Below are 24,045 nucleotides of genomic sequence, written 5' to 3'. Positions count from 1 at the left end.
CATCCATGAGTGATATTAATATGTCTGGGCAGACATACGTTTAAAATGTAGAAGATTATAATTAGACCGGGCATCAAAATGGTGCAGTGAAAATGCTTTGGTATGATTTATGTCCTTATATCCTTCGCCATCTGCAAGAGTAGTCGTTGTTGCGCCACCAATAATAATTGGCAACTGCATTAAAATAATATCATCCACCACATCAAGATCAAACATCTGCCAGTTTAAATAACCACCACCTTCCACCATAATATGTTCTATTCCACGTTGTTGAAGGAGCGAAAAAAGAAAATTAAAATCTACCCGATCGACTCCCGCAAAAAGGACCTCTTTACCATGTTCGCGTATTCGTTGAATCATCGCGTGACCACGAGCCCGTTCTGTTGTAACAATGAGAGATTCCTCCGGCGAGCACAACACTCTGGCCGAATCGGGAAAATCCAGCGATGAGGTAGGAATAATGCGTAATGGATTATTGCCGCCATAACGATTGGTTAATTGCGGATCATCCGTCACAATGGTATTTCGCCCTACCATAATGGCATCGACCTTCCCGCGGAATTGATGAATAAATTGTATATCTTCATCGTTAAGCAGCTGGAATAATCCTTTACTGGATCCACCATGGCCGAGAGTTAATTTACCATCAATAGAAATCTGACTAAAAATAGTAATTTTCATAATATCTCAACTTATCTTAGTTTAAATAAAAAGAATTCTTACAGATATTTCGCATTCGGTGTAAAGACACATTTTATAATATTGGAGAAAGGATCGTTGAGCAGATGGTCGAAGGCCTCTGCACATTCGTCAAGGGTATAACGATGCGTTACCAGTTCGCCCAGCGCGGGAATCATACTGGCCATCTGTAATGCACGCGGGAAATGTTGATTATATTCCCCCGCGCCAATCAAACGGATGGCATTAACCAGAACGTATTTTACCGGCAATGTATAAGTGTAATTTCCGTCAAACCCGAAAAGAACAACTCTGCCACCCCGACGAACCGTGCTCATAGCAACATCGAGTTGATTCCCTACCGTGTCGATAACAGCATCTACCGGGGTTTGCTGTAGCCTGGATCTGAGTTCATCCGCATGCAGGACATCCAGCCCAAGCGATCGCCCGAATTGAATACGGTTTGGGTTCAGATCCGTCGCCAGTGTCTTTACACCCATCGCCCGGAGCAGTAACTGAGCCACCAGACTCATCGGCCCCGATCCCAGCACTAACACCCGCTCTCCCGCCTGAATCTCAGCATGGTCAATATTGTTTAAAATACAGGCGACAGGTTCAATGAGTACCGCGGTTTCCCAGCTCATCGCATCCGGTAGCGGATAAACAAATGGCATCCGGGTAATAAATCGTTCCACAAACATGCCGTGTTTATTCACACCGACAATATCCAATCCTCCATTGTGGCCACCAGTGCAGAGATGTGTGCGCCCAGCGCGACAGGCTGCGCAGCGCCCACAATATTCATTCGGATCGATAACGACTCGCATACCGGGTTGCAGGCCCGTCACCGCATTGCCGACATTAACAACCACACCAACAGCTTCATGCCCGCGAATAATACCCGGCAAACCTTCCTCTCGCCCTGCTAACACTGCCAAATCAGTTCCGCAAATACCAGAAAGTACAATATCAATCTCAACACCATCTTCCGGTAATAGGGGGGAATACTGATAGGTTATGAGCCCTAACGTTTTTTTATCAATTAAAGAAATGGCTTTCATAAATACAATCCATTTATAAAGAATATTCCATATATAAAACCCGCTTCGCCAATAGATATAGCGACTACTTCTGTATTCATTTGAGAGCAAAATCACAATATTTTGTTATAAAAATATCCTTAACTAATATTCACAATCTTAAAAAAACCTAATGCTTGAATTTATATGAAAGTGAAAACAAGTCTATCTTCTTGTTTTCACTATAATCACATAAATACAAAACAGAATTACAGCAATGAAAAAATGACAACCATAAATAAGAACATGACACATCATAAAATAATAAATTAGAGAGCAACGGGTTAGGCTAATATTCTAGAGAGGGAATAAATCGGCGGGAATAAAACACAATTCACAGAGGGGTACAACCGTCAGCAGAAAAAAATAGGACACCCGTTGGGGGTATTATCAGCGATGAATATGCATGGCTTCTCTTTCACAATGGGCTTAATGCCCTCAGCCGTGTTCCTTTATGATGCGCTCACGGGGTTAGTAACCCGTGACGACGCACTCAATATGTTGTCTTAAACGCAGGGTGACTGTGCATCAGCGCGGTGATCGGCTGAAGGTGCTCGCGTAATGCGTTGTGCAGGTGGCGGATAGCCGGAGAAAACTGTTTACGGTGCGGGCAGATAAGGTTTAACGGTGCAGCCTCCCCCGGATGCTGCGGCAAAAGCACCTCCAGGCGGCCCGCCAGTACGTCATCGCTGAGATCGATCCACGATTTGTAAACAATCCCCAGCCCATCAATGGCCCAGCGCCGGGCAACGTCAGCGTCATCGCATAACATGCGGCTTTTAACGATAAGCTGGCGGCGCATGCCATTTTCCGGGAAGCTCCACTTGTCATACACCTGGCTATTCATCGTGAACAACAGGCATGGGTGATTAACCACTTCGTCCAGCGTTTGCGGGCGGCCGTTGCGCGCCAGATAGGCCGGTGAGGCCGCCAGAACGCGGCGGTTATCTGCCGCCAGCGGCAACGCCACATAGCTGCTGTTATCCAGCACGCCGTAACGAATAGCAATATCGACCGGGTCACGGAATACATCACTAATGTGATCGGACAGCGAAAGACGCAAGGACACTTTTGGGTGCTGCTGGCAAAAACGGGTGATCAGCGGTAACAGTACATTGCGGCCAATGTCCGATGGCATCGCTACGCGCAGCTCGCCCTTGATCTCGTTATCGCCGCTGTGCAGGCTTTCCGCGCCGGCGTGCACCACTTCCAGCATCTCCTGGGCGTAGGGAAGATACTTTTCGCCTTCCGCCGTCAGCCGTAAGCTGCGTGTGGATCGCACAAACAAGCGCTTATCCAAATCCCGCTCCAGCCGGTGCACAGCCGCGCTCACCTGGCCCGGCAGCAAACCGGCTTCCCGTGCGGCATTTGAAAAACTTCCCAGTGCTGCTGAGCGAACAAACAGCGTGACATCTTCCAGCCGAATCATGATCTCTCCGGTGATAAAGGGGCGTACCCCGTCTGTTGTGCCAGAAAATAGCGCGCAGGCAAACTTCATTTTCACTCCAGGAGTGAAAGTGTTGTCCCTTTATAGCGATTTATCTCGTTATCTTTTGCGTTTATTCTCCAACAATCCCCCCAATCTACTTGTTATTTTTGCGCCAGGAGAAACAGGATGACCCTTGATGATGCTGTGATTGCCCGCCATACGGTGAAAGCGTTTGAACCCGGTAAAACGCTGCCGCAGGAAAAAATTGACACCTTACTTAACGTGCTGCGAAACAGCCCCTCGTCTGTGAATTCACAGCCGTGGCACTTTGTGGTCGCCTCCACGCCGGAAGGCCGCGAAGCGATAGCGAAATCCACCAGCGGTGCGTATGCCTATAACGAACCGAAAGTGCTGAATGCCTCTCATGTCATCGCCCTGTGCATGCGCAGCGATCTCGATGACCAGCATCTGCAAAACGTGCTGGCGCAGGAGCAAAAAGATGGCCGCTTTGTCGCTGAAGGCGCACAGGCCGGTCAGGACAAGAGCCGCCGCTCTTATGTGGATATGCACCGCTATGAGCAGCGCGATATTCCGCAATGGATGGAGAAACAGGTTTACCTGGCGCTGGGCGGCCTGCTGCTGAGCGCCGCGATGCTCGACATTGACGCCACGCCGATGGAAGGGTTTGATCAGCGCGCGCTGGACCTTGCACTGGGTCTGCGTGAGAAAGGGCTGACCAGCGTGGTGCTGGTCTCACTGGGCTTTCGCAGCGAAAAAGACTTTAACGCTGCACTGCCAAAATCCCGCTTACCGCGTGACGAGATTTTTACCTTTATCTAAGCCCGCCAGCCCGGTTCGCCGGGCTTTTTTATTCGCCTGGATTTTGAACCCTATCACATATCCCGTTTTTCCCTCGTCGGAGCGATTGTTTCATTAATGTAAAATCACTTCTGACATTCTGTTAATAATCGCACTGTTTTTAAGGTTTTATTGATCGCGAGCGGGATTTCCGTCGCAGTTTTTGTTTCACCATCAATTATTTGCATTTTTTATATAATCATCGCCGGATGATCCCCCGTTTTATTCCTCTCATAGTTGTTTCGTCAGCAGGTCGCATTTTTATTCCGTAACGTTGCCTGTCATTATTATTTTAACTGCTGGAAAACAATGTTATGAACTCTACAACTGAACAGGTTACGCTCAGGAAAATATCCTGGCGTATCGTACCCTTTGTGATGTTTGCTTATTTTATTGCATTCTTTGACCGCATAAATATAGGTTTCGCCGCGCTCACTATGAACCAGGACTTAGGATTTTCCTCCACGGTATTTGGTATTGGCGCGGGCATGTTTTTTATTGGCTATTTCTTAACAGATATTCCCTCAAACGTTATTTTGCAGAAAGTCGGGCCGCGTATCTGGCTGGCCCGTATTATGGTGAGCTGGGGTATTATTGCCGCCTGCATGATGTTTGTTGAAACCTCGACCGGTTTTTATGTTCTGCGCTTTTTATTAGGCGTCGCTGAGGCCGGGTTCTTCTCCGGTATTATTCTCTACTTAAGCACCTGGTTCCCGATTAAACGCCGTGCGCAGGTGATCGCGTTCTTTATGGCGGCCGCGCCGATTTCGTCGATGATTGGCTCGCCGCTGGCAGGCACCATTTTAAGCATGCACGGTGCGTTTGGCCTGAAAGGCTGGCAACTGATGTTTATGCTGGATTCCGCTGCCGCCATCCTGCTGGGTATTTTCACCTTCTTCTACCTCAACGATCGTCCGGAGAAAAACCGCTGGTTGAGCAAAGATGAAACCCAGTGGCTGATTAACACCCTGGCGGAAGAGAACCAGAACAAAGGCAGTCAGGCGAAAACCAGTATCTGGAAAGGGCTGACCGATATCCGCGTGCTGACGCTGGCGGTGGTCTATTTCGGTACGTCGGCGGGCCTCTATTCGCTGAATATCTGGTCGCCGCAGTTTATTAAATCCTTCGGCCTGACCACGTTCCAGATTGGCTTTATTAATGCCATCCCGGCGGCACTGTCGATTGTGGCGATGATCCTGTGGGCAAAACACTCCGACAAAACCAAAGAGCGTACCTGGCACGTAGTCAGCGCCTGCCTGTTCGCCTGCCTCGGTTTTATCCTCGCCGGGTTGGTGCACAGCCTGCCGCTGGCGATCTTCGCGCTGGTGATGGCCAACGTCGGTATCTCGTCCTGTAAGCCACCGCTGTGGAGCATCCCGTCGCTGTTCCTCAATGGACCGGCTGCGGCAGCAGGCCTCGCTGCCATCAACTCAATTGGCAACCTGGGTGGGTTCGCTGGCCCGGCGGTGATCGGCTGGCTGAAAGAGACCACCGGTGACTTCTCTCTCGCCCTCTGGTGCGTGGCAGGCATGCTGGTGGTTTCCGCCGTCCTGACCCTCTCTATCGAAATTAGCCGTAAACGTAAGGCAATGAAGAGCTCATTAGCCTGAAATAAGAAATGGAGCATATTGTGAGCACATCTGAAGCAATTTCGTTATTAACTGACGTGATGACCCGCTTTACCGGGTATGTCGGGAAACGTCTGCCAACAGACGTTATGAAAAAACTCGAAGCACTGCGTGCGGAAGAGGACGCACCGCTGGCCGTGGCGGTGTACGACTCCATGTTTGAGAACCAGAAACGGGCCGACGAGCTGGATCGCCCGTGCTGCCAGGACACCGGGGTGATCCAGTACTTCATCACCTGCGGGGCGAAATTCCCCTACTTAAGCGGGCTGGAGTCGATTCTGAAAACCGCCACGCTGGAAGCCACCAAAAAAGCGCCGCTGCGCCACAACGCAGTAGAAACCTTCATTGAGAAAAACACCGGCACCAATACCGGCTCGCGCATACCGTGGCTGGACTGGGAAATCATCCCGGATGACGACAGCTGCACCATTGAAGTGTACATGGCTGGCGGCGGTTGCTCGCTGCCGGGCGCGGCTAAAGTATTGATGCCAGGCCAGGGCTATGAAGGCGTCAACCAGTTCGTGTTTGACGTGATCACCTCCTACGGCGTGAATGCCTGCCCGCCGCTGCTGGTTGGCGTTGGCGTGTCGACGTCGGTAGAAACAGCTGCGCGTCTTTCCAAGAAAGCGATTCTGCGCCCGGTGGACTCCTGCCACCCGAACCCGGACGCCGCCAAAATGGAAGCACTGCTGGAAGAGGGTCTGAACAAAGTCGGACTGGGGCCACAGGGCCTGGGCGGCAAAGCGTCGGTGATGGGCGTCAACATTGAGTCCTCCGCCCGCCACCCGTCGACCATTGGCGTGGCGGTTTCCACCGGTTGCTGGGCGCACCGCCGCGGCGCGATCCGTTTTAACGCCGATCTCTCTTACGAAATTCTTTCCCACCAGGGGGCTGTATTATGAAAAAAGTGCTCACCACACCCATTAAAGACGAAGACTTACTCTCCCTGAAACCTGGCGACATTGTCTACCTGACCGGCACACTGGTGACCTGCCGCGACGTGGCGCACCGCCGCCTGATTGAGTTAAAGCGCGAACTGCCGGTCGACCTGAAAGGTCTGGCGATTTTCCACGCCGGTCCAATCGTGGTGGAGAAAGGCGAAAATGAATTCGAGATGATCTCGATTGGGCCGACCACCAGCATGCGTATGGAAAAGTTCGAGAAAGAGTTTATCGAGCAGACGGGTGTGAAGCTGATCGTCGGTAAAGGCGGGATGGGGTCGAACACCGAAGAGGGTTGCCGCACGCACAAAGCGGTGCACGCGGTGTTCCCTGGCGGTTGCGCGGTGCTGGCGGCCACCTGCGTAGAGAAAATCGAAGATGCCCAGTGGCGCGATTTAGGGATGCCGGAGACCTTGTGGGTCAACCGGGTAAAAGAGTTCGGCCCGTTAATTATCTCGATCGACTGCGAAGGCAATAACCTGTTCGAAGAGAACAAGAAAGTCTACAACGCCCGAAAACTGCCGATTATTGAAGAGATTAATCAGCAGGTTAAGTTTATTAAATAACCCGCCGTTCAGGCACAGGTATTATCATGAAGTTACTGAGTTTTGTTAACCCAACATCCGGTGAAAAAACATGGGGTTGCATTGACGGCACGCAGGTTTTTGATTTGGGGAAACGCTTATCGGCGTATTTCCCGGACCTGAAATCCGCCATCGCGGGCAATGCGCTGGCGGAACTGACGCCGATGATCCCGGCGCAGGCGGATTTTCACGCCGATGAGATCCGTTTTCTGCCGGTCATTGAAAACCCCAGTAAAATTTTCTGCGTGGGCATGAACTACATGGAAAAGCGGATCGAGTTCGAACAAACCATCGATGCGCCGACCCTGTTTGTTCGCTTCGCGGATACGCTCTCCGCACACGGCGATGTGGTGTGCAAACCCGACAGCAGCAATGAGTTTGATTACGAAGGCGAGCTGGCGGTGGTGATCGGCAAAGATACGGACAATGTCAGCCGCGACAACGCGTTAGAGCATATCGCCGGTTACAGCTGTTTTATGGATGGCTCAGTACGTGATATGCAGTATACCTGGTTCACGTCGGGCAAGAACTGGCGCAAAACCGGCGCGTTCGGCCCGTGGATGGTGACCCGCGATGAGATCCGCGACCCGCAGGATTTGGCGATCAGCACATGGCTGAACGGCAATCGCGTGCAGAACGATTCGACCCACAATATGATCAACTCCGTCGCCATGCTGGTGGAATATATCTCCCGCTTTAGCCCGCTGCAGGCAGGCGACGTGATCATTACCGGTTCGCCGGGGGGCGTGGGCAAAAAACGGACGCCGCCGCTGTTTATGAAGGAAGGGGATGTGATCGAGGTGGAAATCGGCAACATTGGCCGCCTGGTCAATCGCGTTACCGCGCTGTCGAATGCAATGGCATAGTGCTGTGGTTTTCCCCTCACCCTGACCCTCTCCCCACAGGGGAGAGGGAACTTAACGCACCTGGTGCCCGGCGAAACGCGCTGTCGAACGCGGTGGCGTAGTGCTGTGGTTTTCCCCTCACCCTGACCCTCTCCCCACAGGGGAGAGGGAACTTAACGCACCTGGCACCCGGCGAAACGCGCTGTCGAATGCAATGGCGTAGTGCTGTGGTTTTCCCTCCAGGCCCTCTCTCCACAGGGGAGAGGGAACTTAACGAACCTGGCCGTCCGGCGAAACGCGCTGTCGAACGCGGTGGCGGGGTGCGATGGTTTCCCCTCCATGCCCTCTCCCCACGGGGGAGAGGGGATTTACCAGGTTAATAGAGATCCGAAATCACCGGTAATTCATGCATTACCACTTGCATCATATTATCCCGCGCTTCATCCCGTGCCCCTGCCACCCATACGGCGGCCATCGGCAATTTACTGCGAATCGAGTCATAACCTTCGCCAATCGGAATGAATTTAATATTCAGCGCCGCCATGCGCATAACCCAACGAGGCATAATCGCCGCGCCCAGTTCTGCCGCCACCATATTAATAATGGTCTGTTTTTCATCGGCAATTTGAATCAGCGTCGGTTTAAAACCGGCATGTTCAAACAGGCTTAAGGTTAAATCGTAGCTGTGCGGGCGTACGCGTTTTTCCGGCACAATCAGCGGGATATCGCGTAAATCATCAACATTGATTTCACTGCGGTTGGCCAGTGGGTGCTTATCGGAAATCGCCAGCACCACATCTTCGTAAAACAGAAACTCGCTATGCAACGCGCTGTCCATCTGGCTTTGCGGGCGAATAAAAATCAGATCCAACCTGCCGGTTTTCAGCTTTGGCAGCAAACGTGACGATTTATCTTCCAGAAAACTCAGTTCCACGCCAGGCCAGCGCTCGCGAAAATGGTGCAATACATGGGGAATAAGGCTGACCGCCGCACTGTCGATCGCGCCAATCCGCAGTTTTCCTGCGTTCTGCCGCGCCAGCGTCTGAAAGCGTTTTTCGATATCGTCTGCACGCGCCACCAGTTCCCGCGCTTCCGGTAAAAACAGCGCGCCGTGGGGCGTGAGGGAGACATTGCGCGTCGAGCGCGATAATAACCGCGTGCCGAGATCTTCTTCCAGCAGCTTAATATAGCGGCCCAGCGCAGAAGGCAGCATTTCCATTTTTTGCGCCGCGTGACCAAAATGCAGCTCGTCCGCCACGGCAATAAAGCACCTGAGCTGGTGAAGTTCCACCGGCACGCCCTCACGATATAGGTTGGATTTTATCGCTCTATAATAATCGCTCTCCTGGCGGGATCACACATTACGCCTGTGAATATGTGACGCGGTTAAACTGCGCCATACCGGCTTATTTAACAAAATAATGGGAAAACGGTTATCACCGGGATAACCGTTTTGTATCTGATGGGATTATATTGTGGCACCGTTGATCATATACCACGGTTTTTGGCCAGGGCAGTTATGGATGCCCCACTCCCGCACGGGTTGCAGCTCTGTGCGGCCAGATTCATGAACAACAACTTTGTAGACTTTTAAATACCGCTCAGCCAGGCGTGAGTACTCTGGCCGTTCAACATTGACATAGTAATAAGCGCCCGGTTCCGGTTTAAAGGTGACATAGCGCTCATTCACACGCGCCTGGTTCGTCAGGATCCCGCCGCTGCCATCCCGTCCGGCATAAATAATGCGCACGCTGATAAACTTCTCGGCGCTCACCCAGTATTCATCACGGTTTTGCGTCATATCCGCGACGTAAGGCACACCAATTCGCTTGTGATCGCCCATGAAAGAGCCGGAACCAATAAACCCGTTTTTATTGGAATAGAGATTAATACAGCGGTCGGTTTCCGGGTAAATACGTGCCTCGGTATTATTCAGATCGAACGCCACGCCCACGCGATTCGGGCCGGTATAATCTTTGATACTCTGGTTATATTCTTTCACCATTTCATAAGTTGAGCAGCCGCTGAGTAACAGCACGGCCGCTAACGCCACCATCGCTTTCATTTTTAAAACTCCTTGTAAAAACAAGATGATGTGATGGGATAAGAATAAACTCAATACGGGCAGGGAAAAGACAAAGTTGTTGCTGGCATTGCAGTTAGAGCGGGATTAAATGTCGGGAGTTTGAGGTAAGATTTAACCATGAAAAATAAGCATCCGTGACCAAAGCAGCGGTAGTGGCAGATACCTGCCCATAGCGTTAATGCCATGAGCAGTGCAATGAATGATCACTCGCTATGTCGTGCGTTATCAGTTCAGCGGTGTCAGAGCGCTCAGTTTAACAAACCCTCGTTTGTTGCTCAGATGCCCTTTTTCCGCTTCATCGTACACTGCAACATAGATCCACGCGTTATCGACGGTTCTGATTTTAGCCAGCGTTTCATTACTGTTGACCGAAGCCAAATCTGGCGCTGTTTCACTGGCCTCGCTTTTCAGGGATAACGTCTTTTCACCCTCTTTCAGCTGATATAACACGAGATAAGGCGTACCTGATCCACAGCCGCCAAAATCCTGAGCGATCATATCGTCTGCGTTTTTTGCAGTATTCTCCGGCTGGAATGACAGCAGATCGGCTTTATAGTTATCTGCGTTGCATTCCCTATATTTAATCACCGCAGGCACTTTCATCGTACCAGGTTGGTTAACGTACCACTCTTTAAAGGTAAAGAAGTTATCCGGGATATTCTTGAAGTTCTTTTTGATAAATGCGATCTTCTGCGCTTCACTGCCGTTCACAGTAATATCAATTACTTTGTTATCTTTCTTTTTATTACCCAAGGCAAAATAGCGAAATTCTAACTCTGGCGTATTGACCGTTGCATCAGCATTCCAGTTCGGTTGCCAGTAAGCCTGGAGTATACCGTTTTTTATCTCCTCCGTCGCAATCGCGCGAAGAGAGAACACAGCGAGAAAAAGAAAGAATATCAAGCTGGCGTATTTTTTCATTTTTTGTATAAGATAAAACATCAATCCTCCAAACAGTAAATTCTGCAACCTTTTTTCTATCTTACTAACATTTTCTATTTTAATGTTCTGCCACATATTCACTCTTTATTGATCAAAAAAGAAATGATTTTTAAATAATAGATCATACCGATATACTTATGATTAATATCGTAGTATGCTACTACCTTTGTATCATCACCGATCCAAGAAATAATTTCCTATTTTTTCAAGGACATACCAAGATTAATTGCGAACCAAATCTAAGGTCGGGTAATTTAGTCAATAAAATTATTTTAATGTTTTGACTATAATGAAAATTAGATTGAGTTATTTTTATCAAAAAGACCTACAGGATTTTTTGTATAGAATGAAATGCACAGGGAAAAAATGATAATTTTGGAATAACTCTAACTTCGCCTATAAATAAGTTACTGCCAGTTTTGTGTAGCATCTAAAATCTAATTAAACATGGCTTAACCCTGACAGGGTTATCAGCCTTATCTATACCTACTGCAGCCAGTACATACACAATCCAGTTATTCTCCACAATAACGATCATCTTGCTGCATTAAGGGTTCCAGTTCTTTTTCCCATATACGTTTTTGATATAGTTGCCATTCATTAGGCTCATTTCTACTATGCAAACAATTACGAACAGCCTGAATGGCGGTATTAAAATCAGAGCTACTTAATTCCGTAAAGCTAATCTGATCTAAAACTAGCATTTCCATTACGATATCATGAATGTGGCTATATTTCCCTACCAGTGCTTCATCAAGTAATGCTTCTAAAGCATCAGATTCAGTCCTGTTTAAGGTTGTATGTAAATCCTTATCTTGGGGATAGCCTATAAAAAAAGTAGCACCCATACCTTACCTCATTATAACTATTTTATCTTGTTGTGATTTAGGTAATGTTTTGATGAAGTCAGTAAATATTTTTTGATTCTCTGAATTCAACACACTGAAATCAACAGGAACAATATCAGCTTTATTTAAATGATCAATTATCTGCTGCTGCCCATTAGGTAATTTACCAGGAGCCTTAGACATTGTCATGTTCTTCTCAAAAAATTTATTAATCCCATTAACCTCTTTCTGAGACAAATTCTTTGTTGTATACATTAAATCTACAGTTTTTCCTGCATTGGATCCACTTGTGATAATAAAGTCTGCATTCTTGCCAATTGAGGCAGTCTCTGTTATCCGTTCCATTGTACCCAGAACAGTTTCCAGTCTTGCAGCTGCAGCGGCTTCAGCAGGGTTGTATTGGTTATTACCTGTAATATCTAAAGTATTTAAACGACTTTGACCTTCCAATGGGGTGGCATTTATTTTTACTTCATAAATCCCATCACTATTCTTTATCAGTGGTGGTTCAACACTTCCAGTTTTTGTAACCTGCCCTTCTTTAGACACCGCAACATTAATAACTTCGCCAGTCTTGGCCGATTTAAAGACTAGTGTTGTAGCCCCTCCCAGCCCTACGCCAGCATAGACTATTTCCGAATATTCTGGCGAAACACCCAGTGTTTCCAGTAGTTCTGCACCTGCGGTTTTGGTTGGTCTGCCAGAAGCTAAAGTCTGGGAGCCTGCTTGTAAGTTATCATAGCCTGAAGCTGCTACAATCACACCAGCGGCGCAAGTGACAATCCCTGCGCAACTGGCTCCGCCCCCAATCATTTCAGCAGCACCGCCTGCCGCCTGAAGAAGCCCTGCGCCCCGGGTGGTCAATTGGTATTCGCCATTGACGTATGAAGCGCCGTCCAGAATGGCATTAACGTCAGTGTACTGGAATAGCGCCACGGAAATAGTGACATTTTCTCCGGTTAATGGATCCTTATAGCTAACCGCAAATTTTTCATTAGCCAATTGTTCACGAAGGGCTGCATATTCCGGCTTGCTGCCAGTTTTTTCGAGATTTTCGTAGTAGGCTTTTTCTGCTGTTCCCTCCGCAAATTCAGCAGAGCATTTGAGGAGCGCACAGGCTGCTGCGTCAATTTCTTGTTTTGTCGCCACACCTTCTTTAGCCAGCCTGTCAATAACGGTTTTTTCCATGTGATTGGCTAAAGTATTATTCTCAACCTCAACCCGCGCCGCATTCCCTGCGCTGACCATGCCGTTGGTGTTGCCGGTTGCCACACCGCCGCCGACTGCCCCCACTGCCGACACCAGGTTGAGGATCACCATCTTCTCATCCGGGTTTAATTGATCTGCATCTTTGCCATACAGCGCCTGAGCAAATTGTTTCGCCCCGGCGGAGGCGATAAACCCGCCGATGGCACCTGCGGTGGCATTACCGCCCTGTGCTTTGGCAAGCGCGGCGGAAATCACCGTATGTAGCGCTATACGTGCCGCTTCGTTTTTGCCTGCGGCCTCTTTCACCAGTTTCGCCAGCACCGGTGCTGCGCCCGCCGCCATACCGCTCTGCACATTGCCGCCAAGCACACCCGCCAGTAACCCGGTCATCGCCGAACTTGCGGTCCAGAACGGGCTGCCGATGCCGTACTCCTTATCCACCTCTTTAAATTCAGCCGACGCGGTGACTTTGTCGTTGATCTCCTCATCGCTCAGCCCGTTCAGCTCGCCGCGCGCCGCCATCTCGTCACGCACTTTCTTCTTCGCAGCGTCCAGCTTGCTGTCCATATACGCCGTCATTGCCTGCGTACCCAGCGACGTCGCCTGCTGCTGAATCTCTAGCTTGTCTTTGATGGCCTGCTTGTCGAAGTTGTTTTCCAGCGCGTTGTGCGCATTTGCCGTATCACGGCTCAGGTTTGCCACATCCTGCTGCTGGTTCGCCTTGTCGCGAATGATGATGTCGCCTGCAGCAATCGCGCTGTGCGTGGTGTTGCTGGCGCTTTCCGACACGCTCGCCATCGTCATCGACGGCAGCCCGCCTGGCATCGCTTTGTACTCGCCTTTCTGGTTCTCTTTCGCGGTATCGTTGGTAGGGGTTTTGAGATCCCCGGTTTTCTCCACTTTCTCCACACCACCAGAGACGCTCAGGCCGAACTGGCTACCGCTGGACTCAGCCTTGTTATGAATATCGCTCCAACCCAGCGTATCGGTGCTGAGACGGTTTTTCGCTGCATCCGCATTCGAGGCAATCACTGCGCCGTCCAGTTGCGTGTGGCTGCCAACGTTGATATCAAAGCCGCCCTTACCGGCAAAAATCCCGCTCTGATCGATGACCGACTGGTAGTCGTTCTTCATCTTACCGTTGCTGACGCTCACGCTGCCCTGCACCGAGGAACCGGCACAAATAGGCGGCACGCAGATGCTGACGTTCACACCCGTGGAGCTGGATTTACTGTCGTATTCGGCTTTGTCCTGCTGGCTGCTGATGGTCAGGTTACGGCCCACATCGGCAATCACCCGGTCGCCATGAAGCTCCGCGCCCTGCAACGTGGTATCGCGCCCGCTATTGACGTTCAGCGTCTCATCCGCGTGGATCTGGCTATTGTGATTAACCAGGCTGCTGCCGTTCTCTTTGCTCTGCGAACGGCTGGCACCGATATCCACTGAGAAACCGTTTTGCTGACCAATCGCCGAGAAGCTCACGCCCAGGGAGTACTGACTGCCACTGCTGCTGCTCTTCTGTTTATCCGTGTCCTGCGCTGCCGTCAGCGTGATGTCGCGTCCGGCATCCAGCACCACGTTTTTACCGGTGATAGTGATGCCCTGGGCAGTGATATCCTGATCGGCTTTGACGATCACCGATTCACCAGCAACCAGGTTGCTGCCCTGCTGTTGCTGGCTGCGGTAATCGTGTTTCTCTTTCGAGGAGCCAGCAGAAACCCCCACGCTCACCCGCACCATTGACGAGTCATAGGCTTCTTTCGCCACGTTAACGGCGGTGGTCAGTCCGGCCTGTGCGGCATAGATCCCCGTCAGGCGTGGGTCGCGCCCCTCTTCTGCCGAGCGTGCAGCATTCTCCAGCGCCTGTGCCGCGGAGACGACCCAACCAGATGTCGATGCTGTCGCGGCGTATTGCGTCGAAGAGGACTCGCTCTGGGTATGCAGACGGTCTTCGCTGACATCCAGGCGCACATTCTCGCCACTGATCGCCAGCGACTTACCGGCGCTGATGTCCGCACCATTCACCGATACATCTTTTTTCGCCTGCAGCGCCACATCACCATCTTTGCTGGCAATCTGGCTACGCAGCGTGCTCTGCTGGTTGCTGTCGAGCTGCGAGGCATGTTTTGAGCTGCTGTAGCCGACTTTGCCGCTATAACCGTCGCCGCCGAGGGCGCCGACCATGCTCTGGCTGCCGCTCTGCTTGTCATAGACGGTGTTATTGCCGGTGGTGACGTTGATATCGCCGTTTTTCGCCGACAACAGCAGGTCGTTAATTGACGCCAAAGAGCTACCAGAAACATTCACATGCCCATTCTGGCTGGTGATGTAGATGTCCTTCGCAGAAATCTCGCTGCCGGTCTGCGTGGTGGTCTGCCTGTCCCCCTTGCTGCTGGATTTCTCCATGCCGAACGGCAGAATTTTAGCGCCGTGGTTCGGCCCACCACTCACGGTACGGATAGCAGAACCGATGGTGGGTGCTTGCGTTGTGATGCTCCAGCTACTGCTGCTGGCGCTGGTGCTCAGGCGTTCTTTGTCAGTTGAGGTGGCGATATCGACATTGTTTTTCGCATCGATAATCACCGCTTCGCCCGCGCCGAGGCGGCTGCCACCAATCAGCACATCGCCCGGGCTTTTTGCTCCGGTGGCATCCAACTGGATATTACCTGCCGCTGTCAGGTTGCTGCCGGTGGCGAACTCACCATAATAATGGGATTCGCTTTTTGACGACGAACGCCCGTAGCTGATCGGTAACGAGGTGCCGCTACCAAGATCGGCAAAGGTCGCTGCGGCTTCACCTGCCAGTGTTTTCCCCTGTGTGATGCCACTGCCACCCATCTTGATGATGTCACGCACGTTGCGCACCGCATCGATAATCGGGTTGGAGAGGGAGATGCCCACGCCACTGCTCTTGCTGGACTGTTTCACCGTCTCCTGCACCACATCCTTACCAGGGATAATTGCAATATCGCTGGCGGTGATGTCGATATGGCCGGTTTTACGTTCGGTATCGCCCTGTTTACGCGCTGCGACCACATCGGCGGCGCTCAGCGTCGCCTGGTTACCGGCCTTGATAATCACATTGCCGCCGGTGGTGCCGATCACGCTGCGTGCATCGCTTTGTGCGACTTCGCTGCCCTTACGCGACACCTGAGAAGACTGCGAACCAATGGTGATGCCCAGACCACCGCCAAAGACGCCACTTTTCTTCGTCTTCTTCATGCTGTAGTGAGAAGACTCTTCCGTCGCCGCTTCAACGGTGACATCGTTGCCCGCTTTCAGGGCAATATCCCCTTCAGCAGCCACAGCGGATCCTTTCACCAGCAGGTTATTACCGGCGTTCAGCGAGACGTTATCACCGCTCAGCAGCGTGCCTTTTTCGTTGGTCTGACTGTTTTCTTTGATGGTGTGGGTGGTGGTTTTTTTCAGGAAACCTTTTTTGGTTTTGGTTTCTTCAAAGTATGAATAGTCGCTTTCGGTGGCGGTGTTCAGGTTAATATCACGCCCGGCAGAAACGCCGACGTCACCTTTTGCCAGAACCTGCGCTGCGTCTGCGTTCATGTCGCGACCGGCCACGATGACCGTGTTGGTGCCGCTGCTGATTTCGCTGCCCTGCTGGCGAACCTTCTCGTTAATGACCGTTTTCTTACTGGCTTTGTAGCTGTCGCCCTGGGTGCTCGCTTCCGCCAGCAGATTGACGTCGCGGCCTGCCTGCAAGCCGACCTGCTGCTCTGCCGCCAGCCCGGCGGCCTGCGAATTGATGTCCTGGCCTGCGGTCAGCGTCAGGTTATTACCCGCGCTGACGGTAGTGCGATCAAGGCCAGTGCTATGGTTTTCGCTTTTACCGTTGCGGCTGTTCTGACTGGTCTTCTCTGCGTTCAGGTTCAGGTCATTCCCGGCTGCGAGCTGCGCGTTTTTCCCGGCGCTGACATCACTGGCGCTAAGCGTCAGATCGTTACCCGCCCGCATCGTAAGATTGCCACCTGCAGTAATGGCGCTGCCCTGGTAAGAAACATCGGCATTGCTGGTCGCAGTTGTGCGAGCATAGCCCGAAGTGAAGCCTGACTGAGCATAAGCATCGTTTTTCTGGATGGCGTTAACGGCGATATTGCCCGTAGCATCCATCAGCAGATCGCCCCCTGATTTCAGCGCGGAGCCGGTCAGGGTGATATCTTTGCCCGCCGTCAGCGACAGACCATCCTGTGCGGTAATGCTGGCGATACTGCCCAGTGTTGTGTCCTTGATGCTGACCGAACCCCGTTTACTTTTCGCATCCAGCGAGTACTGGTCGGCAAGGGTGAGGTTATTGATGCTGCCATCGAGGCTCTCAAGTACTACCGTTTTACCGCTGATGGCAGCGCTGACGTTGTTGATATCGCCAATCGCGCTGAGATCGACATTGCCGCCCGCTTTGATCAGCGCGTCGTGGGTGTTGGTGATCGCCCCGGCGCTTTCAACGCTGAGGTCGTTTTTCGCCAGCAATGTACTGCCGCTGTTGGTGACACTGCCGCCTTCCAGGCTGACATTGTTCCCGGCTATCACGCTGCCGTTGTTTACCGTCACGTCTTTTGGCGACAGGTAGACTTTGGGGATCATCACCGTTTCGCCATTAATCGTGGCGGCTTCCCACCACAAAATGCTGTGATCCAGTGATGCAATTTGATCGGCCGAAAGCGCCACGCCAAATTGCAGCCCCAGTGACTGTTGGGCATTGGCAGCGTTATCCATCAGGTAACGCATCTGGTCGAGGTCGGAACCGATACCGTTAAGGTAACGGCTGCCGGTCTGGTTCAGCACCACATTACTGACATAACGGGTATCGAATGCTGCATCACCGAGGAAGCGGTAGTCGTAGTCCGGGTTCAGTTTGATGCGGCTCAGCATGTACGAGGAGCCGAGGAATTTTTTCTCGTCGGTATAGGCGCTGTTAGTTTCACGCGGGGCGGCTGAGGGGCTGATACCCAGCAGTTTGTTGAGATCACCAAACAGGTTCGGGTCAAGCTGTCCGAGACCGTCGAGTTTCGGGTTAACAGTGATGAGGTACGGGCTTTTCGGGTTATCCGACACCACAAAATAACCGCTGTTGCCGGACGGCAGCGGATAGGCGCTGGTATCAACGGATTTGCTTTGGTGCTGGCCAGGTACGGTGTTTTTCAGCACCGCATTAGTCACGCCTGCGCTGGCGAGGCTGCCGAGATTGGCCTTGTCTTTTTGCTGTGCGCCAATGCCGCTCAGCACGCCGCCGCCGTTAATCTGTTGCAGGGCGTTGTGCAGTTGATCCTGCCACTGCGGAGAGTTCACTGCTGCCGGGCCGTTTGCCAAGGCCTGTTTTGCCACGCTACCGCCAATACGTTGATTGCTCAGAGTATTCAGTGACGGGGCAGTGAGGGTTCCTGTGACACCACCAGAGTGAGCCGTGGTGTTCGTATTACTGATATTGTTGCTGAAATTGGCAGTGACATTGCCACCCGCCTGAATGACTGAGCGGTAAAGCTGGCCCAGTGTTGTCTGTATTTCGTGCCCGATCAGGGTATAAACAATATCTGTTTCATACTCCGAATACTTGCTTCTTTTGTTATCTAACCCGCCGTCAGGAATAGCATATTCGGCATAGGTTACTTTTTTCCCCGTGCCATATTGATAAACAAGAACGTCCGCGGAGGTACTGCTTTGCCAGCTCTGGTTATTAAGCTGTGTCCCCTGTAACAACAGATCATTTGTACTAAGGATGTCACTGGCTTTGTTGTCCAGCACACCTGCCGAAATCACCGCATTCCGGCCTGATGTGATACGCGCACTTCCGCCATTACTGCTTACATCCGTCCGAGTTTCACTTAAAACAAATTTTTGCGTGCCATACCCTTTGAACGGCGCATAGTGATATGCCGTTACTATCCATGAAGTACATCCGCCATCCGCTCCCGCACAGCCCCCGCCTTTTTCCTCATAGGTTTTGGTGGTGTAATACCCATAGCTTCCCGCAGGAAGCAGAGAATAAGGAACACGGAGGATGGATTGCCCAACGCCCGGAATAACCTGAGCCGAGCTTGTTACAGTATTTGCTGTCAACCCATCCCTCTGGTTCAACAGATGCCCGGTCTTAATGGTGATATCGCCGTTTGTCGTCTCAATATTGCCGGAGGTATTGATCACCTCGCCGTTGGCATTACCGGCCGCATCCCGTTGCAGCCACAGGTTATTGCCCGCCAGCATATCGCCGCGCTGGTTGGTGATGCTGTTGGCATACAGCGCCAGGTTGTTTGCCGCATACAGCAGCGCGGTGTTGATAATTGCGCCCGGCGCGCTCAGCGTCAGGCTGCCTGTCGTGCCGGCAAAACCGTTTACGGTGATATTCCCCCGGCTGGCCAGCGTAATATCGCCGCCACCCTGAAGGGCGCTGTTGCCGTTCAGCACAATGGCGCTGCCGCTTAATGTGCTCGCGCCGCTGCCGGTGGTGATTTGCCCGCTACTGGTCAGTTGTCCGCCCGCGCTCAGGTTCACCGCCTGGCCCTGCATCACGCTCTGGTTATCTATCGCACCGTTGCTGGTGACGCTCAGGGTTTTGCCTGCCGCCAGCGTGGTTTTTGCGGTAAAGGCGTTCGTCAGTTGCAGCGTCAGGTTACCCAGCGCCACCACCTGACCCAGTGCATTCAAACCAGCCGCGCCCACAAACAGGTCGCCGCCGCTGAACAGCTTACCGCCGGTGGACTGCTCCACCTGCGTGGCGTTCACCGTCAGCTGGTTCTTACCGAGCAGTGTGCCGTTGTTGGTCAGTTGCCGGTAACTGAGCGCCAGGGTATTCGCCTGAGTGGTGCCCTGGTTCGTGAAGCTGTCGCCGGTAAGGGTCATCTGGTCGGCCAGCAGCGTGCCGGTGCCGCCGTTACGTGCAGCGTTGAGGATGAGATTAGTGGCCTGCAGCCAGCCCGCGCCGGTGTACTGCGGGGTGGTCAGCGTCAGTTGCCCGCCGGAGAGCAGCCTGCCCTCGTTGCGCGCCAGGGTGGTGCTGTCGACGCGGATGTCCCCCGCGCCCTGAATCAGCCCGTAGTTAAACAGCGACGGCGTGGTCAGGGTCAGCCCCTGCGTACTCACCAGTTCACCGCCTGCGCTGTTGGTCAGTGAATTCGCCGTGACCGTCAGCCCGTTCCCCTGGATGTTGCCGGCGTTGCCGAGCGTGTCCGCATTCAGGGTCAGCGCGCCGTTACTGGCCAGCGAACCGCCCGCCAGTTGGGTCGCATTACCCGTCAGGGCGACCGTCAGTCCGTCACTGCCGCTGACGGCTCCGCTGTTGGTCAGCGCGTCTGCGCGCAGGGTCAGGTTTTTCGCCGCCCACTGCCCCTGATTACTCAGCGACAATGCCTGCAGGGCCGCCGTGCCCAGGGCGGTGATTTTGCTGCCCGTGGCTGAATTCAGGTTGCCGGTAAGCTGAAGGTTCAGGTCGCCCGCGCTCCGGATTGCGCCGCGGTTATCCAGCGACTGTGCCGCCAGCAGAATCGCGTTGCCCTGCCAGATCCCGCCGTTGTCCACCGCCCCGGCGGTGATACTGAGCGTGCCCTGCGTTAACAGTGAACCGGTCTCGCCGTTGATCAGCGTCAGTTGCGGAGCGGCCATCGCCATCCGCGCCATCAGTCTGGCGGCAGGTTGTGCGGCGTCCAGCGTCAGGTTGTCCAGCCCGGTCAGCGTGCCGTTGTTGGTAATGCCTGCCTCATGCGCCGTCAGGGTTTTCCCCTGTACCGCACCGTTATTTTCCAGCGTCTGTCCGCTCAGCGTGACATCGCCTTCGCTGAGGAGCTGCCCGCTGTTACGCAGCGTCTGCGCCTGAATATCCGCCGTGCCCCGGCTACTGAGCGAACCCGGCAGCGTCAGTGTACCGCCCACGGTGGCGGTGAAATCCCCCAGGCTCAGCAACGAGCCGCCGAGCATCCAGTCATCTGCCGTAACGCTGACCTTTCCGCCCTGCAATGTACCCTGTGTGGACAGTTGTCCGGCATGCAGCGTGAAATCGCCGCCGCTCAGCGTGCGCGAACCGCTGGCGGTGGTGAGGGTGCCGGCGTTCAGCGTCAGGCCCTGCGTACCCTGCCACAGTCCGTTGTTTGTCAGTGTCGCAGCGCTGAAAGCCAGCTCACCGCCGGAGAGCCATTTGCCCGTCTCCGCGTTGATAAAGGTGTCCGCGGTGGCCTGCGCCTGTTGCGTTCCCTGGATCAGGCCGCTGTTGGTAACGGTGTGGCCGGTAACCGAGACGCTGCCTGCGGCAATCTGGCCGCGGTTGCTCAGCGTGTCGGCACGAAGTGTGAAGCCGTCATTCACAGACAGCAGACCCTGGTTGTCCAGCGAGGTCAGATCCAGGTTCAGGTCACCACCGCTGACAAGCTGCCCGGTGCTGCCGTTGACCAGCGCCTGCGTGTTCAGGATCAGGCTGTCGTTGCCCTGTAAAATGCCGTTACTGGTAAGACGCGGCGCGCTAATGCGCAGGTCTTTCGCCGCCAGCGTGCCGTCATTCAGTACCTCTGTGGCGGTGATATCCGCCAGATGCTGGCTCAGCATACTGCCCTGGTTACTCACCGCTGTGCCGCGCAGCGCCAGGCTGTCACCGCTGACCATCTGCCCGCTGCTGGTCAGGCTGTCGCCGTCCCACGTCAGGTTTTCCGTTCCCTGTAACAGGCCGCTGTTGCGTAAATCGCCGTGCAGGGCGAGCACCTTCGCCATCAGCGACCCGCTGTTCTGGCTTCCGGCCACCCGCAGCGTCAGCGCCTGCCGGCTCAGCAGTCTGCCCTGGTTGGTCAGATTCCCGCTGACACTGGCGTTCAGCCCGTTTTCACCGAGTGCATTCCCGGTGTTGACCCACTCTCCGGTGGCGAGGTCAAGCGTGTCGCCCTGCAATTGTCCGGCGTTGGTCAGGCTATCGTTTTTCAGCACCAGGCTGCCCGCGCTCAGCAGTAAACCACCCTGCTGGTTGGTAAGCTGTGTGCCGGTGGCGGTCAGCAGGTCTGTGCCCTGCAATGTCCCGCTGTTGGTCAGTGCGGCGACATTCAGCGCCAGCCTGTCTGCAGCAATCAAGCCGCCGTTCTCCAGCGTCTGCCCGCTCAATGTCAGTGCACCTGCACTGCGCAGATTACCGCTGTTAGCGGTGGTCTGCGCCGCCAGCGTCAGCGTCTCATCACCCTGAATATCCCCCGGGTTGTGCAGCGTGTCGGCCGTGATATCCACGGTTTTCGCGGCCAGCAGGCCGCTGTTAGTGATATTGTCCGCCGTCAGGCTCAGCCCGTTATCCGCCAGCAGCCGCCCGCTGTTGCTCAGACTGGCGTAATCGCTGAACAGGTTCACACCGTTGATTTCGCCACCGTTGGCCAGTGTGCTGCCGCTCAGGCGTAACGCACCGTCGCTGGTGATCAGGCCATCGTTATTCAGTTCAGGAAGGGTGAGCGTGAAATCACCGGCAGAGTAAAGCGTGCCGCTGGCGAGGTTATCCAGCTGCCCGGTTTGCAGGTTCAGCGAACGGGTGCCCTGCAACAGGCCGCTGTTGATGATCTGCTGCCCGCTCAGATTCAGACTGTCCGCTACCAGCGTGCCGCTGTTGGTGAACGCATCTGGCGTGGTCATCGTCACCGCAGATGCCGCCGTTTTACCGCTGTGGCGCAGCGTTTTCGCACTGACGCTGAGCGTGCCTTTTGCCGCCTGCGTGCCGTTCAGTGTGGCGTTGTCTGCCGCCAGGGTCATGTCCGCGCCGGAAATCAGCGAGCCCTGCTGGTTAATGTCGCTGGCATTCAGATGGACATTCCCCGCCGCATTCGCCTGGCTGGCGGTATCGGTGGCAATCTGCTTCCCGGAAACCGCCATCTCCCCGCCGCTGGTCAGCGAACTGCCCGTCAGCGTGGTATTGCCACTGCCGCTGAGCGTCAGTTTACCGTCCGCCGCCAGCGTGGCGCCGTTCAGCGCCACGTCCTGCGTGCTGTTAACCGCGATGTCGCCACCCGCCTTGTGGCTGCCGCTGAGCGTCACACCGTCGCCCTTCGCCGTGAGTGAACCGCCGGCGAGGCTGTTTTTCACGGTCATTCTGCCGTTTGCATCCAGCGTGATGTCGCCCTGCCGCGCCGTCAGGTTGCCGAGGTTGACCCCCACCCCTTTTTCCGTCGAGACCAGGTGAATACGGTTGGCGTACATCCCGCCCAGCGCGCCGGTATCGACCGCCACCACGGGTGCTGCCCCCTCTCCGGCACCCGCCGTCGCTTTCCCGGCGGCATCCACCCGGTTCGCCCCGGTGGTGACGGTCAAATCCTTCGCATGAATCGCGGCATTCACTTCGGTGGCGCGGGCAATCAGCGACAGCGCATCGCTGCCGCTGGCATCCAGCCCCTTCCCTTCCACGGTAATCGTGCCTTTTGTCACCTCCAGCGCCGCCAGGTTGCCCGCCGCGTCAAACTGCGGTTTACCGGTGGTCAGGGTGGCATTCGGCGTATTGATAAAGCCGCAGCCGTTACAGGTGATGCCGTACGGGTTGGCAACCATCACGTTGGCGGCTTTCCCCGCCACCTCGGTGTAACCCTGCAGCTGTGAGCGGCTGCCGCCGGTCACTTCGTTGATGATGCCTCTGGCCTCCTGCCCGGCGCGCAGGTTCGGGTTGTTCTGGATAAGCCCGCCAAGCTGCGTCTGGTTCAGTTGCCCGGTGGCGTTATTGAGGATGAGCCCCTCCGGGCCGACGTTGTACTCGTTAAACCGGTTATGCGAGATACCCGCACCATTCGGTGCGGCAATGTTCACTACCGGCACACCGTTGGCGGCTTTGTCCATGGTCGCCGGGCCGGCCGGCGTGATGGCCGCCGCGAAGGACGGGGCCACCGGCTGCCAGACCAGCAGGCCGATGATAAACCAGCTGAGTGCACGCTGAGAGAAACGAACCGGTTTATCGGTATTCATCCTTGTC

Annotated in this window: 13 protein-coding genes; 5 read left to right on the top strand and 8 right to left on the bottom strand. The window is 53.8% G+C overall.

Going from position 1 to position 24,045, the window contains the following annotated elements; all coding sequences use genetic code 11:
• Positions 1 to 15: 15 nt before the first annotated feature.
• The 3 genes from O9K67_RS00265 to O9K67_RS00255 all read right to left on the bottom strand — a co-directional run bounded on the left by O9K67_RS00265 (position 16) and on the right by O9K67_RS00255 (position 3,186).
• A complete protein-coding gene (locus tag O9K67_RS00265) occupies positions 16 to 681 on the bottom strand; it encodes a dihydrofolate reductase family protein (RefSeq protein WP_061492445.1) in 666 nt (221 codons plus the stop codon).
• Between the two features lie 38 nt (positions 682 to 719).
• A complete protein-coding gene (locus tag O9K67_RS00260) occupies positions 720 to 1,739 on the bottom strand; it encodes a zinc-dependent alcohol dehydrogenase (protein WP_061492444.1) in 1,020 nt (339 codons plus the stop codon).
• 511 nt (positions 1,740 to 2,250) lie between these two features.
• The gene (locus O9K67_RS00255; RefSeq protein WP_061499674.1) at positions 2,251 to 3,186 is read right to left on the bottom strand and encodes a LysR family transcriptional regulator; all 936 of its coding nucleotides are present in this window, start codon (positions 3,184 to 3,186) and stop codon (positions 2,251 to 2,253) included.
• Between the two features lie 186 nt (positions 3,187 to 3,372).
• Here O9K67_RS00255 and nfsB point away from each other — a divergent pair, with 186 nt between their 5' ends.
• From nfsB to O9K67_RS00230, 5 genes are all read left to right on the top strand, one after another.
• Entirely contained in the window at positions 3,373 to 4,026 is a 654-nt protein-coding gene (gene nfsB / locus O9K67_RS00250) for an oxygen-insensitive NAD(P)H nitroreductase (RefSeq protein WP_061492443.1), read from the top strand.
• A gap of 332 nt (positions 4,027 to 4,358) precedes the next feature.
• Entirely contained in the window at positions 4,359 to 5,654 is a 1,296-nt protein-coding gene (locus tag O9K67_RS00245; protein ID WP_061492442.1) for an MFS transporter, read from the top strand.
• Positions 5,655 to 5,674: 20 nt separating this feature from the next.
• Entirely contained in the window at positions 5,675 to 6,574 is a 900-nt protein-coding gene (gene ttdA / locus O9K67_RS00240) for a L(+)-tartrate dehydratase subunit alpha (protein WP_271044629.1), read from the top strand.
• Positions 6,571 to 7,179, top strand: coding sequence for a L(+)-tartrate dehydratase subunit beta (gene ttdB / locus O9K67_RS00235; protein ID WP_061492441.1), 609 nt, complete (start codon positions 6,571 to 6,573; stop codon positions 7,177 to 7,179). Before ttdA ends, ttdB begins: the two co-directional genes overlap by 4 nt.
• A 26-nt stretch (positions 7,180 to 7,205) precedes the next feature.
• Entirely contained in the window at positions 7,206 to 8,063 is an 858-nt protein-coding gene (locus O9K67_RS00230; protein WP_061492440.1) for a fumarylacetoacetate hydrolase family protein, read from the top strand.
• A 355-nt stretch (positions 8,064 to 8,418) separates the two neighbouring features.
• Here O9K67_RS00230 and O9K67_RS00225 read toward each other — a convergent pair whose 3' ends face one another.
• From O9K67_RS00225 to O9K67_RS00205, 5 genes are all read right to left on the bottom strand, one after another.
• Positions 8,419 to 9,333 carry a LysR family transcriptional regulator gene (locus tag O9K67_RS00225; protein WP_061492439.1) on the bottom strand — a complete coding sequence of 305 codons (915 nt, stop codon included), beginning with the start codon at positions 9,331 to 9,333 and terminating at the stop codon, positions 8,419 to 8,421.
• 177 nt (positions 9,334 to 9,510) lie between these two features.
• Positions 9,511 to 10,107: a hypothetical protein gene (locus O9K67_RS00220; protein WP_061492438.1), complete on the bottom strand. Its 597-nt coding sequence runs from the start codon at positions 10,105 to 10,107 to the stop codon at positions 9,511 to 9,513.
• A 246-nt stretch (positions 10,108 to 10,353) separates the two neighbouring features.
• A complete protein-coding gene (locus O9K67_RS00215; RefSeq protein WP_061492437.1) occupies positions 10,354 to 11,145 on the bottom strand; it encodes a hypothetical protein in 792 nt (263 codons plus the stop codon).
• Between the two features lie 440 nt (positions 11,146 to 11,585).
• Entirely contained in the window at positions 11,586 to 11,918 is a 333-nt protein-coding gene (locus O9K67_RS00210; protein WP_061492436.1) for a hypothetical protein, read from the bottom strand.
• 3 nt (positions 11,919 to 11,921) lie between these two features.
• Positions 11,922 to 24,038, bottom strand: a complete 12,117-nt coding sequence (locus O9K67_RS00205) for a hemagglutinin repeat-containing protein (protein WP_271044628.1) — start codon at positions 24,036 to 24,038, stop codon at positions 11,922 to 11,924.
• Positions 24,039 to 24,045: the final 7 nt, after the last annotated feature.

The organism is Kosakonia oryzendophytica (genome assembly GCF_027886705.1).
Classification (GTDB): domain Bacteria; phylum Pseudomonadota; class Gammaproteobacteria; order Enterobacterales; family Enterobacteriaceae; genus Kosakonia; species Kosakonia oryzendophytica.
The sequence above is the reverse complement of the archived record's forward strand: the minus strand, read 5'-3'. Positions and strand labels throughout refer to the sequence as shown.

Bases quoted from the DNA above. Each gene is read 5' to 3' on its own strand.
- O9K67_RS00265 (WP_061492445.1), bottom strand. From the start codon at position 681: ATGAAAATTACTATTTTTAGTCAGATTTCTATTGATGGTAAATTAACT.
- O9K67_RS00260 (WP_061492444.1), bottom strand. From the start codon at position 1,739: ATGAAAGCCATTTCTTTAATTGATAAAAAAACGTTAGGGCTCATAACC.
- O9K67_RS00255 (WP_061499674.1), bottom strand. From the start codon at position 3,186: ATGATTCGGCTGGAAGATGTCACGCTGTTTGTTCGCTCAGCAGCACTG.
- nfsB (WP_061492443.1), top strand. From the start codon at position 3,373: ATGACCCTTGATGATGCTGTGATTGCCCGCCATACGGTGAAAGCGTTT.
- O9K67_RS00245 (WP_061492442.1), top strand. From the start codon at position 4,359: ATGAACTCTACAACTGAACAGGTTACGCTCAGGAAAATATCCTGGCGT.
- ttdB (WP_061492441.1), top strand. From the start codon at position 6,571: ATGAAAAAAGTGCTCACCACACCCATTAAAGACGAAGACTTACTCTCC.
- O9K67_RS00230 (WP_061492440.1), top strand. From the start codon at position 7,206: ATGAAGTTACTGAGTTTTGTTAACCCAACATCCGGTGAAAAAACATGG.
- O9K67_RS00220 (WP_061492438.1), bottom strand. From the start codon at position 10,107: ATGAAAGCGATGGTGGCGTTAGCGGCCGTGCTGTTACTCAGCGGCTGC.
- O9K67_RS00215 (WP_061492437.1), bottom strand. From the start codon at position 11,145: ATGTGGCAGAACATTAAAATAGAAAATGTTAGTAAGATAGAAAAAAGG.
- O9K67_RS00210 (WP_061492436.1), bottom strand. From the start codon at position 11,918: ATGGGTGCTACTTTTTTTATAGGCTATCCCCAAGATAAGGATTTACAT.
- O9K67_RS00205 (WP_271044628.1), bottom strand. From the start codon at position 24,038: ATGAATACCGATAAACCGGTTCGTTTCTCTCAGCGTGCACTCAGCTGG.